This window comes from Hyphomonas sp., assembly GCF_018402285.1.
In the GTDB taxonomy this organism is placed as follows: domain Bacteria; phylum Pseudomonadota; class Alphaproteobacteria; order Caulobacterales; family Hyphomonadaceae; genus Hyphomonas.
Genome location: NZ_JAGYJH010000006.1, coordinates 228,858 through 242,508 on the forward strand (window position 1 = coordinate 228,858; position 13,651 = coordinate 242,508).

13 protein-coding genes are annotated in these 13,651 nt (G+C 63.6%); 11 read left to right on the top strand and 2 right to left on the bottom strand.

Annotated features, from left to right (window positions below; all coding sequences use genetic code 11):
• The first annotated feature begins 4 nt into the window (after positions 1-4).
• The 8 genes from yidC (at position 5) to dapD (ending at position 6,827) form a co-directional block, all read left to right on the top strand.
• Positions 5-1,825, top strand: a complete 1,821-nt coding sequence (yidC, locus tag KG722_RS12895; RefSeq protein WP_213272212.1) for a membrane protein insertase YidC — start codon at positions 5-7, stop codon at positions 1,823-1,825.
• Positions 1,826-1,828: 3 nt separating this feature from the next.
• Positions 1,829-2,491: a ribosome biogenesis GTP-binding protein YihA/YsxC gene (gene yihA, locus KG722_RS12900; RefSeq protein WP_213272214.1), complete on the top strand. Its 663-nt coding sequence runs from the start codon at positions 1,829-1,831 to the stop codon at positions 2,489-2,491.
• A gap of 36 nt (positions 2,492-2,527) precedes the next feature.
• Positions 2,528-2,989, top strand: coding sequence for a GNAT family N-acetyltransferase (locus tag KG722_RS12905; protein ID WP_213272216.1), 462 nt, complete (start codon positions 2,528-2,530; stop codon positions 2,987-2,989).
• 101 nt (positions 2,990-3,090) lie between these two features.
• Positions 3,091-3,237, top strand: a complete 147-nt coding sequence (locus KG722_RS12910) for a hypothetical protein (protein WP_213272218.1) — start codon at positions 3,091-3,093, stop codon at positions 3,235-3,237.
• 103 nt (positions 3,238-3,340) lie between these two features.
• Positions 3,341-4,234 carry an acetylglutamate kinase gene (gene argB, locus KG722_RS12915; protein WP_213272219.1) on the top strand — a complete coding sequence of 298 codons (894 nt, stop codon included), beginning with the start codon at positions 3,341-3,343 and terminating at the stop codon, positions 4,232-4,234.
• Positions 4,209-5,243 (top strand): DUF1036 domain-containing protein, encoded by a 1,035-nt coding sequence (locus tag KG722_RS12920; protein ID WP_213272220.1) that lies wholly within the window; start codon positions 4,209-4,211, stop codon positions 5,241-5,243. The genes argB and KG722_RS12920 overlap by 26 nt, the downstream gene beginning before the upstream one ends.
• Positions 5,240-5,983 carry a pyrimidine 5'-nucleotidase gene (locus KG722_RS12925; protein WP_213272221.1) on the top strand — a complete coding sequence of 248 codons (744 nt, stop codon included), beginning with the start codon at positions 5,240-5,242 and terminating at the stop codon, positions 5,981-5,983. Before KG722_RS12920 ends, KG722_RS12925 begins: the two co-directional genes overlap by 4 nt.
• Positions 5,984-5,999: 16 nt before the next feature.
• Positions 6,000-6,827: a 2,3,4,5-tetrahydropyridine-2,6-dicarboxylate N-succinyltransferase gene (gene dapD / locus KG722_RS12930; protein WP_213272222.1), complete on the top strand. Its 828-nt coding sequence runs from the start codon at positions 6,000-6,002 to the stop codon at positions 6,825-6,827.
• Between the two features lie 385 nt (positions 6,828-7,212).
• Here dapD and KG722_RS12935 read toward each other — a convergent pair whose 3' ends face one another.
• Positions 7,213-7,977 carry an alpha/beta hydrolase gene (locus KG722_RS12935; RefSeq protein ID WP_213272223.1) on the bottom strand — a complete coding sequence of 255 codons (765 nt, stop codon included), beginning with the start codon at positions 7,975-7,977 and terminating at the stop codon, positions 7,213-7,215.
• A gap of 86 nt (positions 7,978-8,063) precedes the next feature.
• Between KG722_RS12935 and KG722_RS12940 the strand changes: the two genes are divergently transcribed.
• Together KG722_RS12940 and KG722_RS12945 are read left to right on the top strand one after the other, a co-directional pair.
• Positions 8,064-9,203, top strand: coding sequence for a glycosyltransferase family 4 protein (locus KG722_RS12940; RefSeq protein ID WP_366910242.1), 1,140 nt, complete (start codon positions 8,064-8,066; stop codon positions 9,201-9,203).
• Between the two features lie 4 nt (positions 9,204-9,207).
• Positions 9,208-10,245 carry a glycosyltransferase family 9 protein gene (locus KG722_RS12945; RefSeq protein ID WP_213272226.1) on the top strand — a complete coding sequence of 346 codons (1,038 nt, stop codon included), beginning with the start codon at positions 9,208-9,210 and terminating at the stop codon, positions 10,243-10,245.
• Positions 10,246-10,272: 27 nt separating this feature from the next.
• On the opposite strand, the gene KG722_RS12950 is transcribed toward KG722_RS12945, so the two are convergent.
• Positions 10,273-12,789: a zinc-dependent metalloprotease gene (locus KG722_RS12950; protein ID WP_213272228.1), complete on the bottom strand. Its 2,517-nt coding sequence runs from the start codon at positions 12,787-12,789 to the stop codon at positions 10,273-10,275.
• A gap of 186 nt (positions 12,790-12,975) precedes the next feature.
• Between KG722_RS12950 and infC the strand changes: the two genes are divergently transcribed.
• Positions 12,976-13,518, top strand: coding sequence for a translation initiation factor IF-3 (gene infC / locus KG722_RS12955; RefSeq protein WP_213272872.1), 543 nt, complete (start codon positions 12,976-12,978; stop codon positions 13,516-13,518).
• The last annotated feature ends 133 nt before the right edge of the window (positions 13,519-13,651 follow it).

Here is a 13,651-nt window from a genome sequence, read left to right on the forward strand (position 1 = left end):
TGACATGGAACCACAAGAACAGCGCAACTTCCTGATCGCCATGGCGGCGATGATCGCGTTCGTTTTCCTGTACCAGTTTTTTGTGATGGAGCCCGCCCAGAAGCGCTACGAAGCGCAAGAGGCTGCCCGGGCCGCAGCCGAGCAGGTTGCCGGCACCGATACGGGCGCTGCCGCCGTGCTGGGTCCCAAACCGCTTGAGGAGGCCCTCGCCGAAGACGGCCGGGTGAAGATTGACGCCAATTCGGTGGACGGCACGATCCGTCTGGCCGGCGCGCGCATCGATGATCTTAGCTTCAAGCAGCACTACACGACCGTCGAGCGTGTCACGGAAATCCGCCTCCTGCGCCCCGAGGCGACCGAAGGGGGCTATTTCGGGACCTATTACTGGGCCGATGGCAGCACGCTGCTGGCCGGGCGCAATTCTGCCTGGACACAGGTCGCCGGTGACACTCTGACGACCGCCACCCCGGTCACCCTGCGACTTGAAGCAGAGGGCATGACCATCGACCGGGAGATCTCGGTCGACGAAAATTACATGTTCACCTTCCGCGACACGCTGACCAACACATCGGCGGCCGCGCGCAATGTCCGCGCCATCGGTTCGATCGAGCGCCACGGCGACTGGAAGCGATTCCTCGAGATCACCGATCCGGCCTCTGCCACCAGCGGCGGCCCGGCGCATCTCGGGCTGATGGGGGTGGTCGACAGCGAACTGCGCCTCCAGAAGTACAAGCCACTCCTGCAGTCCAAGAAGATCAGCGGCGAAGCCCAGGACGGGACCTTCTTCTCCGATGAAGGCGGCTGGTGGGGCCTCACCGATATGTACTGGATGGGCGCCCTCGTGCCCGAGCAGACCCGCGCCTTCACCGCCAGCGTCAACCGCGCGAGCCTTGCGCGCAACGGCCCGCTCGAAGTGCGCACTGAAGGCGCCGCCGTCGAGATCGCGCCCGGCGCGAGCATCACGGCGGAGAACCGCTTCTTTGCGGGCGCCAAGGAGTTTGAAGTGCTTCAGGGCTATGAGAAGTCCGGCCTGCCGCGCTTTGTCGATGCCATCGACTGGGGCTGGGCCTACTTCCTCACCAAGCCGTTCTTCTACGTGCTGCATTGGCTGAACGGCTATCTCGGCTCGTTCGGCTGGTCGATCCTGGCGTTCACCGTCCTTGTGAAACTCCCGCTCGTGCCGCTCTATAATGCGAGCTTCAAATCCATGGCGAAGCTGAAAAAGCTCCAAGAGCCGATGAAGCAGCTCAATGAGCGTTTTGCAGCCGATCCCCAGCGCAAGCAGCAGGAGCTGATGAAGCTCTACAAGGAGGAGGGGGCCAACCCGATCGGCGGGTGTCTGCCCATCCTGGCGACAATCCCGATCTTCTACGCGCTCTACAAGGTGCTCTATATTTCGCTGGAAATGCGCCATGCGCCCTTTGCCTACGTGAAGGACCTTTCAGCGCCGGACCCGACCGCCATCGGCAACCTTTTCGGCCTCATCCCGTTCTGGTCGGGCGCCGACGTGAAGAGCATACCGATCATCGGCATCATCATCGGCATCGGTATCCTGCCGATCCTCTACGGCGCGACAATGGCGGCCCTTCAGTCGCTTTCCCCGCCGCCGCCCGACAAGATGCAGGCCCGCATCATCATGGCGATGCCCATCGTCTTCATGTTCGTCTTCGGCGGCTTTGCCGCAGGCCTCGTTATGTACTGGGTCTGGTCGAACGTGCTCACCTTCATCCAGCAATACATCATCATGCGGATGAACGGGGTTGAGACCGAGCTTGGTAAATTCGTTGCCACGCGCCTCGGGCTCAAGAAGGCGCAGGCGGAATAGACCTTGGACGCGGCCGCAGCCCCGGAATTCACCGAAGAAGCCATGGAGGCCGGCCGCCTGCTGTTTGCCGGCAAGGCGGAATTTGTGATGGGCGTTGTAAGCCTTTCGGGCCTGCCGCCGGCTGACCGCTCTGAAGTCTGCTTTGCCGGCCGCTCGAATGTCGGCAAGTCCAGCCTGATAAACGCCCTCACAGGCCGCTCCAAGCTCGCCCGTTCGTCAGCCGAGCCGGGGCGGACGCGTGAGCTCAACTATTTCGAGATCGGCGACGAAGGAAGACTGTTCCTCGTCGACCTTCCTGGCTTTGGCTATGCCAAGGTTTCCAAGACCCAGACCGCCGCCTGGACCAAGCTGATCAAGTCCTACCTGCGTGGACGGCCCAGCCTGCGCCGGGTGTTCTTGCTGGTGGATGCGCGGCGCGGCGGCCTGATGGACACCGACGAAGAGGTCATGAACTTGATGGACGGGGCCGCCGTTACCTATCAGGTCATCCTCACCAAGGTCGACAAGCTGCCCAAGGGCGAGGTCGAGAAGACCGTCACCAAGATTGCCGAAAAGCTGAAAAAACGCGGCGCGGCCCATCCGGTGGTGCGCATGACTTCGGCAGAGAAGGGGTTTGGCATCCCCGAACTCCGGGCTGAGATTGCAGCCCTCGCCGCGCTCGGCTAGCGATTCGAGCCAGGCTTTTCTGGCAAGGCGTCTCGCATGACCATCGACATCCGCCCAGACGATCTTTCCGGCCCGGAGATGGCCGAGCTGATCGCCATTCACGCACAGACCATGCTGGCGGCCTCGCCGCCGGAAAGCTGCCACTTCCTGCCTATCGAGGGCCTGCGCCAGCCTTCTGTCAGTGTCTGGTCGATGTGGGAGTACGGCGCCCTCATCGGCTGCGGCGCGCTGAAGGAACTCGGGGATAGCGCCGGCGAGATCAAGTCAATGCACACCCGCGCGCACCTGCGGGGCAGGGGGCTCGGCCGATTGATGCTGGAACACATCCTCGCGGTTGCCCGGGCGCGCGGCTATACGGATCTGTGGCTGGAAACCGGCTCTATGGATGCCTTCATCCCGGCCCGCAAACTCTATGCGACCTACCGATTCCGGGAGTGCGGCCCGTTCGGCGATTATGCTGAAGATCCCAGCAGCGTCTTCATGCATTTGCAAATATGACAGGCAGTTTCCATCTTACCGGAGTGTAACGTTCAACCGGTCTTGACGCTAGATTCCGAATGGTTCTTAAGGGCGCTGCGACACACAATCTGGGAGCCCGCATGCTGGTTGGACCGCTCATACTTCTCGCCATTCTTGTCGCCGCGCTGTTCTATCGGCAGACCCGGAAAGCCGGGCGGGAACTGGAACTCCTCCGTATCCAGAGCCAGCTGGCCGCCCTGTCCCGTTCGCGCCAGGCTGAAGAGTAAAGCCCCACTCGGGCTGGGCCTCGCCTGGCGCCTGTGCATGCGAGCGCCATCTTTAGCGACAAAGCCGTTTCACCTTGCCGAAAACCGCGATAAGGGGCGTCCCATGACGACCCAATCCGACGCCCAGTTCACCGCCCGCACCCTCTCCGAGGCTCTGCCCTATATCCAGCGCTATGCCGGCCAGACCATCGTTGTGAAATACGGCGGCCATGCCATGGGCGACGCCACCCTTGCCCTCTCCTTCGCGCGCGATGTGGTGCTGCTGAAGGCGCTGGGGGTAAACCCCGTGATCGTGCATGGCGGCGGCCCTCAGATCGGCAAGCTGCTGGACAAGCTTGGCATCGTTTCCGAATTCAAGGACGGCCTGCGCGTGACCGATGAGGCGACGATGGAAGTCGTCGAAATGGTCCTCTCCGGCCCGATAAACAAATCCATCGTCCGCGCCATCAATCAGGCCGGCGGCAAGGCGGTTGGCCTCTCGGGTGCCGACGGCAATCTTCTGCGGGCAGAGAAGGCAACGCGCACCACGCGCGATCCCGACAGCCATATCGAGCAGATCGTCGATCTCGGCTTTGTCGGCGAACCGAGCGCGGTCGATACCAGTGTCCTCAACGCCCTCTTGCAGGCCGATGCCGCGCTTATCCCGGTGGTTGCGCCGGTGGGTGTCGGCGCCGATGGTGCCCGCTACAATGTCAACGCTGATACGGCCGCCGGCGCGCTCGCCTCGGCGCTGAAAGCCAGCCGCCTGATCCTTATGACGGACGTCGCCGGTGTCCTCGACAAGCAGAAGCACCTCATCCGCGAGATCCCCGCTGCGCAGGTCGAACTGCTGATCAAGGACGGCACAGCTGTCGGGGGTATGATACCAAAGCTTGAAACGGCGGCACAATCTGTAAATCATGGTGTTGGGGCGGCGGTTATTCTGGATGGGCGTGCGCCGCATGCCCTGCTCATGGAGCTGTTCACCGAACATGGCGCTGGAACGCTGGTTTCTTAGGATTGTCGCGCTGGTCATCGCTTCGGTGGTGGCCCTGCTTCTGCCTGCCGAGGCGCAGGAAGGTGGCGAAGGCTGGAAGCTGTGCAATCGCACGAGCTTCGTGATAGAGGCCGCCGTCGGCCATCAGGAGGGCACCGGCATCACGGTTGAGGGCTGGACCAAGCTCCACCCTGGTGCCTGCCGTATCGCCCTGCCGGGTCCGCTGAAAGCCGGCGTGCATTACCTCTACGGCCGCACCTCCACCGCCCATCTCGGCGGCGGGCGCGAATGGGGTGGACGCCAGGAACTCTGCGTTGATCCCACCGGCGGTTTTTCGCTGGAAAGCCCGCCAGACTGCGCTGCCATGGGCCTGGAGGCCCAGGGCTTCCGCCCGGTGGACATCTCCAAGGATGGCAGCTGGACCAACCTCTTCACCGAGGTCGAGAATTATACAGAAGACTCCGCCCGCAATGCCGGCCTGCAGCGCCTGCTGGACGAAGCCGGCGTCATTTCCGGCAACATCGATGGCTTTATCGGCCAGCGCACCCGCGCGGCGATTGCCGACTTTCTCAAGCTGCGCGGCCTGCCGGCAAACCTCTCTGACGCCGATCTGATCGACTATCTAGAACAGGCCGCCGAAGAGCGCGGCCGCAATGTCGGCTTCACGCTGTGCAACCGTACCAAGAACCGCATCTGGAGTTCGATTGCCCGGCGCAGCCCCGAAGGCTGGGAAAGCCGCGGCTGGTGGCGGATCGAGGCAGGCGGCTGCGCCCGGGTCATCGACCGCCCGCTGCGCGGGTCCGAACACTTCGTCTATGCCGAGATGGAAGACGGCGCCCAGCTTCGTACGCTGGCCAACGCCAACGAAGCTTTCTGCGTCGGTCGCGCAAAGTTCGCCATCACCGGCCGCGAGGATTGCGAGGACGCCGCTTACCGCACCGCGCTCTTCACGCGCACGCCCGCCCCGGTAGAGCGCAAGCTCGTCTATGAATTCTTCGCGCGCGACTTCACTGAAACGGCAGGCCAATGAAGCGGCCGGACGGGGGCAAGGGCGAGGGCTTCGGCCATGTCGAAGACTGGGTGTTTGATCTCGACAACACTCTTTACCCCGCTGAATGCGATCTGTTCGCCGAGATCGACACGCGGATGACCGACTTTGTTTCCCGTTTCCTGCAGATGGAGCGGACCGATGCCCGCGTGCTGCAGAAATCCTATTACGCAAAGTACGGCACCACGCTCTCAGGCCTGATGCAGGTCCACAAGCTCGATCCGGCAGAGTTCCTCCACTATGTCCACGAGATCGACCTTTCTCCGCTGCCCGACCTGCCGGACCTGCGAACCGCCATTGCATCGCTGCCGGGCCGCAAATTCATCTATACCAATGGCTCACGTCGCCATGCCGAGCGGGTAACCGAAAAGATGGGCCTCGCCCACCTCTTCCATGACAGTTTCGGCATCGTAGAGGCCGCCTTCCGGCCCAAGCCCCATCTTGATGCCTACCAGGCCTTCTGCCAGCTCCACCGGGTCAAACCGGAGGGCGCGATCTTTTTCGAGGATCTTGCCCGCAACCTGAAGCCCGCTAAGTCCCTCGGCTTCACCACAGTGCTTGTCCACTCGGAGAAAGACTGGAGCCACGAACCCATCGAAGCCCGTCCTGCCGGGGCAGGGGACGCTTTCGGGGATGACGGCTCAGGGCACATCGATTATGTCACCGGCGACCTCGCCGGTTTCCTGAACACGGCGGTATCGAGCCTGCCCGTGAAGAAATAAGCTGAAGAGAGATGCCATGACCGATGCCCTTGCCCGTGTAATCGATGCTGCCTGGGAGGGCCGTGACCTCCTTTCCACCTCGACCACTGGCGAAGTGCGCGACGCGGTCGATGCCGCCATCAGCCTGCTCGACAGCGGCGAAGCCCGCGTCGCCACCAAAGAGGCAGACGGCAGCTGGACCGTGCATCAATGGTTGAAGAAGGCCGTGCTGCTGTCCTTCCGCCTCAACGCCAACGGCGTCATCAATGGCGTGCCCGGCGGCGGGACGTGGTGGGACAAGGTGCCCTCCAAGTTTGAAGGCTGGGGCGCAAAGGAATTCCAGGAAGCCGGCTTCCGCGCCGTGCCGCCCTCTGCCGTGCGCCGGGGCGCCTATGTGGCGAAAAACGCCGTGCTGATGCCGTCCTATGTGAACATCGGCGCCTATGTCGGCGAAGGCACGATGATCGATACCTGGGCTTCGGTCGGCTCCTGCGCCCAGGTTGGCGCCAACTGCCACATTTCTGCCGGCACCGGCATTGGCGGCGTGCTTGAGCCCCTCCAGGCCAACCCCACCATCATCGAGGACAACTGCTTCATCGGCGCGCGCTCTGAAGTCGTCGAAGGCGTTGTTGTCGGCGAAGGCTCGGTCCTCGCTATGGGCGTGTTCATCACCCAGTCGACCAAGATCGTCCATCGCAGCACCGGCGAGATCATCTATGGCAAGGTCCCGCCATTCTCCGTCGTCGTGCCCGGCACGTTGCCCGATCCCAAAGGCGGCCCCTCGCTCGCCTGCGCTGTGATCGTGAAGACGGTGGACGCGCAGACCCGCTCGAAAACCGCTGTCAACGAGCTGCTGCGGGATTGACCCTGCCGCTCTCTGACCCTGCCGCTCTCTAACCCTGGTCGTCATCGGGCTCATCCTGCACGAGCTCGGGACGGACGCTGCCAAGTACGGAGCGCTGAGCGTCCCGGCTGGAAGGGTTTCCCTCAGCTGGCCGAAGGGCAAGGAGCCGGAGAGTGGCGGCGAAGTTCTTGTTATCGACTGGCAGGAAACCGGAGCCCCGGCGCCGAAGCCATCCCCCGCCACCTCCCGCGGATTTGGCTCGACACTGGTGACCCGCGTCATCGCCAGCGCCGGCGGACACACGGATATAGAATATCCGGAGACCGGCGCTTTCATTCGCATGACACTTCCGACCGAAATGCTGAACCCGGTAATCGACGTCAGCTGAAAGGGACGAGGCGGCGCGTCAAACGCCCGCCGCAACCAATGCGGCAACATCCCCGCACGCCGCCAGCAGACGCGCCACATCCTGATCGCGCGAAAGACGGTGATCGCCGTCCTTGATCAGGGTAAGGACGACATCGGGAGAGGTCAGCCGCTCATTGATCTCCAGAGCATGTGGCCAGGGCACATCCGGGTCCTGCATCCCCTGAAGGATGCGGACCGGGCCATCAAACGTGATCGGCGCGTCGAGGATCTGCCAGCTCCGGCCATCCACGATCAGCGCCCTGGTAATCGGATCCGGCGTGCCATAGTCTGACGGGCGCATCGTGACGCCCTGCGACATGATCTCTTCCTGCTGTGCCTTGGTAAGGCCAGCCCACATCAACTTCTCGGTGAAGTCCGGCGCCGGCGCAATCAGCACGAGGCCCTTCACGCGCTCCGGCCGGGCCAGCGCGGCGAGCAGCGCCATCCACCCGCCCATGCTTGATCCCACAAGAATGAGCGGGCCTTCGGAATGTGCGTCAATTGCCGCCAGCGTATCCTCCCGCCAGGCGGAAATTGTTCCGTCCTCGAAACGGCCATCTGATTCGCCATGGCCCGAATAGTCAAACAAAACAGCTCCAAGCCCGGAGTTCCCGGCCCAGGATTTGACCGCCTGCGCCTTGCCGCCAGACATGTCAGACCTGTAGCCGGACAGCCAGATCAGGGTCGGCCCGCCATTTGCCGGTTCGATTTTTCGGAAAGCGAGCCGGCGGCCCTCGGGTGATGTGAAATATTCCGTTGTCATAAGGGTTGCCTTCCGTCATCTCTCTCGCCTGTCAAGCGAGTAGTCAGGGCCGCGTTTTGGGCGAACTTCCGGATATGAAAAGCAGGGTGATCCTGCAAGTCGCGCCCGAGCTTTCGGCGGGCGGGGTTGAGCGCACCGTGCTGGAAGTCACCGAGGCCATCGTGGAGGCCGGCGGGCGCGCCCTGCTTGCGAGCCGAGGTGGAAGGCTGGAGCCGGAGTTCGAGCGCCTTGGCGGCGAACTCTTCCGTATGGATGCAAAAAGCCGCAACCCGCTCACTATCCGGATAAACGAGGGAAAACTACGCAAGATCATCCGTGAAGAGAAGGTCGATCTCGTTCACGCCCGCTCCCGCGCGCCTGCCTGGAGCGCGTATGGTGCTGCAAACGCAGAAGGCGTGCCCTTCGTTACAACCTATCACGGCGCCTATTCCGGCACCTCCGGCCTCAAGCGCGCCTATAATTCGGTGATGGCAAAGGGCGACCTCGTCATCGCCAATTCCAACTGGATCGCGGCCCATATCCGCGAGGTCCACGAAACCCCGGCCGAAAAAATCATCACCATCCCACGCGGGGTGGACCTTGCCGTGTTTGATCCCAAGGCCGTTCCCAAGGCCCGTGTCGATGCCATCCGCGACAGCTGGAGCCTCCTGAGCGATCCGCGCCTCACCCTGCTGCTGCCCGGCCGCCTCACCGAGTGGAAAGGGCAGGGCCTCGCCATCGATGCCTTCGCCTCCCTTGCGCCGGACGAGCGCGCCGGCATGGTACTGGTGCTTGCCGGTGATCCGCAGGGGCGCGACCACTATGTCGACCAGCTCCAGCACAAGATCACCGCGATGGACCTGGAAGACGCCATCCGTATCGTCCCTCACATCTCCGACATGGCCGCGGCCTATCTCGCCTCCGACATCGTGCTTGCCCCCTCTATCCGCCCGGAGGCCTTTGGCCGGGTGGCAGCCGAAGCAGCCGCCATGGAGCGCCCGGTGATCGTCTCTGACCATGGCGGCGGGCGCGAAACCGTCATCGAATACGAGACCGGCGCGCGGGTTGCGCCCGGCGACGCCAATGCCCTTTCCGGGGCGCTGCGGGCCATGATCGGGCTTGGTCCCACGGTGCGCGCGGCCATGGGCTCTGCCGGCCGGGCCCATGTCATGCGCCATTTCTCCAAGAGGGGGCTTCAGACGGCGACACTGACCGTCTATAAGCGCCTGTTGGAGAAGGGGAATTGATCACTTGTCGAGCGCGCGCGGAGACGCCGCCAGCCCGGTAAATCCCGGTGTCAGGGCGAAGGAAGTGCTGGTCATCAAGCTCAGCGCGCTGGGAGACTTTGTCCTGGCGCTCGGGGCCATGCGCGCCGTACGCGAATTCCACCCCTCGGCCCGGATCACGCTTCTGACGACCCCGCCCTTTGAAGAGTTCGCCAGAACGTGCCCGTATTTCGACGTGATCGAAACCGACGGACGGCCAGAAGGCCTCAAAGCCACCAACGCGCTGCTTTCCCGCCTGCGCAGGGCAAAATTCGATATAATTTATGATTTCCAGACCAGCGGGCGCACGAAGAACTACTTCTCCGTCCTCTCGCGCGGGGGCAAGACGCCGCTCTGGTCAGGCCATCATGAGAAGGCCGCCTTCTACCACGATAACCCCGCCCGCGGCGGCATGCACTCGATCGACCGGCTGGCCGAACAGCTCGAAGTTGCCGGGGTCGCGCCCCAGGGCCGCTGGCTCGGCAAAACCAAGCCCGTCCCGGATCTTGGCTGGGTGCGGCCCAAGCTCGGCGACCCGCCGCGCCTCAGCCCGGCCTATTTCGGCATCCAGAAACCCTACATGCTGCTCATCCCCGGCGCTTCGGAACACCGCGAAGCCAAGCGCTGGCCGATCGAGAACTATGCCGAACTCGCCCGGCGCATCGCCGACGCCGGCATCACGCCGGTGGTCCTGGGCGGCAAGGCCGAAGGCAACATTGCCCAGGAACTGGTAAAGCGCGAACCCCGCGTCAAAAGCCTCGTTACCCGCACCGACCTTTTCCAGATCGTCACCCTGGCCGAAACCGCCCTCTTCGTTGTCGGCAACGACACCGGCCCGATGCACATGGCAACGCTCGCCGGCGCACCCGGTATCGCCCTCTTTGCCCTCACCGAAAGCAACCCCGACCATTCGGCTCCCCGCGGCCCCAATACCGTCATCGTCAACTCCGCCCCGACGCTGAAGGAGCTCTCGGTCGACGACGTCTGGCAATCGGTTCGCGCCCTCGGCGTCCTGCCGGGCTGACACAGCTTATCCACGGGATAAGTCCGCCTAGTCCGCGTCGCAGAACCAGCAGTCTTCGGTCTGGCCCATGGCGCCGGTCATCGATCCGATGGGGGCTCCGGCGGGGGCAGGGGGCGCCGGGCGCAGGATCGAGGCGGGCAGGTCGTCGCCCGCCAGATGCTTGCCGATCATGTCCGCAAGTGACCGCGAAGTGTCCGGATCTGGCCGGAATTGTCCTCTTTTTGGCGCGGAAAGGCGCGTCTGGAGACCGGAAAGGTAACCATCTGTCACGGCTTTGACGCCCGTTGACGCGCTTTCATGGCGCGACAGCGCGATCAGATCGGCCACAAAGCGCGTCTGCACGATCTGCCCGAGCGCGGCGAGGCGCGGGTTTTTCTCTTCAGCAAAGACAGAAGCCTCCAGCGCGCCGATCACTTCCTTCAGCGTCAGGGCGTCCGGCCCCCGCTGTTCATACGCCATCAGCCGGTTGGCGCGGGCCGGATCGAGCACCGCAGATAGCGTCAAACCTGCAGCAATCTCTGCAGAAGCGGCCAGATCGAACACGGGCCCGGTCCGGTTAGGGAAAAGCTCCTCGATGCTGGCGCCGCCCGCATAGCCGGTATCGCCGGGGGTCAGGTAGTTCAGCGTCTCGTCCGACAGGTCCAGCGCTGCCGGCTTCAGTGTCTTCACAAGGGCTTGCAGCGCCCGGCGCTGCTCGGCAGGGGCCACCGGAACGGCCGGCGCCTCGTCTTGTCCCTTTATCCTGTACCGGAACTCCAGCCCGCCAATGCTCTTGGCTGCGGCCTCCACCTGATAGCGGTGGTAAAGATAGATCGGCACGATGACAGCGTTGAGCTCCGACATCGCCCGCCCGTCAGCGAGCGCTCCGGGGCCAAAACCCTCCAGCGCAATCCGGCGGACTTCCATCACCTCATCCAGCATCGCGATGGGGTCTGCGCCATTGTCCCAGACCGCGCCGAAGGGGTGGCCTGTGTCCTTGCTGCGGGCATGGTCGTCGGAGACAAAGCGCAGGCCCGCGCCATAGGCCTCCTCCACCATCCGGTTGAGCGCGGGCAGGTTATCCCCGCCTTCCGGGAACTGGCCGTAGAGCCATTTCACCGTGAACACGTCCCAGGCGCCAAGGCCGGACGCATAAGCATCGCTAAAGTCGAGCCCGCCGCCATCCGAAGGCCGCACATACGGCGCCGGGTAATCCATCACCGAAGCCCGGTCATTCGTGCTGGCGGCGAAATTGTGCGCAAAACCAAGGGTATGGCCCACTTCATGCGCCGAGAGCTGGCGGATGCGCGCGAGCGACACCTCCACCGGATCATCCGCCGCCCCGGTGCCCGTTCTCGCTGCGCCTGCCAGGCCTTCAAAGATCATCCGGTCCTGGCGCACCCGCTGCGATCCGAGGATGACGTTCGCCTTGAGGATCTCCCCCGTGCGCGGGTCCATCACGCTGCCACCATAGGACCAGCCGCGCGTCTGGCGGTGCACCCAGTTGATGACATTGTAGCGAACGTCCAGCGGATGGACGCCCTCGGGCAGGACCTCCACCCGGTAGGCGTCTTCAAAGCCCGCCGCTTCAAAGCCCTCGCCCCACCAGGCTGCTCCTTCAATCAGCGCGTCACGGATTTCCTCCGGTGCGCCATTGTCGACATAGAAGACGATCGGTTCCTTCACCGGGCCGGAGGCAGCGGCCGGGTCCACCCGTTCCAGCCGCATGCGGGGCGAAAAGCGCGAGACGAGCGGGGCGCCCAGCGGCGCGGAGAAATCGTGATAGCCCATGCCGATGCTGGCGGTGCGCTGGTCAAACAGGCGCGGCGTGTAGGCGTCATCCGGCAGGCGCACGAAGGAATGGTGGAGCACCAGGGTTATCGCGCGGGCGTCGGCGGCCGTCGCATAGGTCTGCGCGTTGGGCTTGGCGGTCTCGAAGGTCAGGAACGCGTCGATCTCGGCATTGTCCGGGAAGGAGAGGACGCCGGCGGGGTCGGGCATCGAACGGTCTGCGGCGAGGCGATAGTCGCCGGCATCCTTGCCATGTTTCAGCGCGCTGGCGATGTCGCCCGCGTCGCGCGTGAGGAAGCCGGAAAGGTCGATCAGCAGCTTGCCGTCTGTACTCGTCGCTTCGATGCCGGTGGACCAGAGGAAAGAGCTCGCAAAGCTCTGGCGTACGGAGCGTTCCTCATCACTGCGGCCCGATGTGGCACGGTATTTCCAGTTTTCGGTCTCGGCGACCACCTTGCCGCCGATCTTGCGGAAGCGGACAATATCCCCGGAAGAGGCGTTGCCCCGGTCGAGCCCGATGGGGTTGGAGCCAAGCCCGGCGGTCAGTCCCGTGGAGTAGATGAAGCGGACCGAGACGCCGTCCGGGTCCGGCGCGGGAAGGGCGGCGAATACCTTGCCGGCTGCCTCGTCCACATAAAGCTCAAGAAAGCCGGGCTTTGCCTCAAGGCTCTCGACCTTCCCGGCGAAGGAGACAGGCGCCTCCGGCTTGGCCTGCGCGAGGGCCGGGCCAGACAGGATCAGACAGGCGGCAGCAAGGATTGCGTCAAGTTTCATGGCAGGGCCCCCGGGGCAGTTTCGATTGCCCAGCGATTAAAGCCATCTTGACCGCAAGAGCAATGAAGGGGCCCAACATTGGCAGTTGCATTGCCTGGCGGCGGCTGCCAAAGCCTCGCGCCTTGAAGATTGCCCCGAACACAGGCATATTCCGGCAACTTTCTGAGCAACCATAGGAGATCTCCCATAGCTCGCAGACCTGAAGCCGATGCGCCGCCCAAGAAACAGGCTGGCCCCCGCATCAACGAAGAAATCCGCGCCGCAAAGGTGCTGCTGATTGACGAGAATGGCGAGAAACAGGGCGTGATGCCGCTGGCCGCTGCGCTTGACGCGGCCCGGGAAGCGGCGATGGACCTCGTCGAGGTCTCCGCCGGCCAGGAAATTCCGGTCGTGAAAATCCTCGATTACGGCAAGCTGCGCTTTGAAGAGCGCAAGAAGAAAGCCGCAGCCCGGAAGAAGCAGAGGTCTTCCGAACTGAAAGAGATCAAGGTCCGCCCGAACATCGACACGCATGATTATGATGTAAAGGCCCGCGCCATCCACCGCTTCTTCGAAGAAGGCGACAAGGTGAAGATCACCCTGCGCTTCCGCGGCCGCGAGATGGCCCACCAGCATCTCGGCATGGAACTGCTCGAGAAGATGAAGAAGGATTTCGAGGAGATCGCCAAGGTCGAACTCGAGCCCAAGCTCGAAGGCAAGCAGATGACTATGGTGCTGGCGCCGCGCTAGCGCCGAGCCCTTCGTGCTGTTTGAAAAGCCCCCGCCTGGCGGGGGCTTTTTGCTTTTTTGGCTGTGGGAGGCGGTCTTTGCCCAGGATCTTCCGTATGGATTCAAAGCTGACTCGACGAGCCAAACCATGCAA

What these genes read in the sequence shown, in the direction of transcription:
- dapD (WP_213272222.1), top strand. Translation starts at nt 6,000, where the DNA reads ATGACCGATGCCCTTGCCCGTGTAATCGATGCTGCCTGGGAGGGCCGT.
- KG722_RS12905 (WP_213272216.1), top strand. Translation starts at nt 2,528, where the DNA reads ATGACCATCGACATCCGCCCAGACGATCTTTCCGGCCCGGAGATGGCC.
- yidC (WP_213272212.1), top strand. Translation starts at nt 5, where the DNA reads ATGGAACCACAAGAACAGCGCAACTTCCTGATCGCCATGGCGGCGATG.
- KG722_RS12950 (WP_213272228.1), bottom strand. Translation starts at nt 12,789, where the DNA reads ATGAAACTTGACGCAATCCTTGCTGCCGCCTGTCTGATCCTGTCTGGC.
- KG722_RS12910 (WP_213272218.1), top strand. Translation starts at nt 3,091, where the DNA reads ATGCTGGTTGGACCGCTCATACTTCTCGCCATTCTTGTCGCCGCGCTG.
- KG722_RS12935 (WP_213272223.1), bottom strand. Translation starts at nt 7,977, where the DNA reads ATGACAACGGAATATTTCACATCACCCGAGGGCCGCCGGCTCGCTTTC.
- argB (WP_213272219.1), top strand. Translation starts at nt 3,341, where the DNA reads ATGACGACCCAATCCGACGCCCAGTTCACCGCCCGCACCCTCTCCGAG.
- KG722_RS12920 (WP_213272220.1), top strand. Translation starts at nt 4,209, where the DNA reads ATGGCGCTGGAACGCTGGTTTCTTAGGATTGTCGCGCTGGTCATCGCT.
- KG722_RS12925 (WP_213272221.1), top strand. Translation starts at nt 5,240, where the DNA reads ATGAAGCGGCCGGACGGGGGCAAGGGCGAGGGCTTCGGCCATGTCGAA.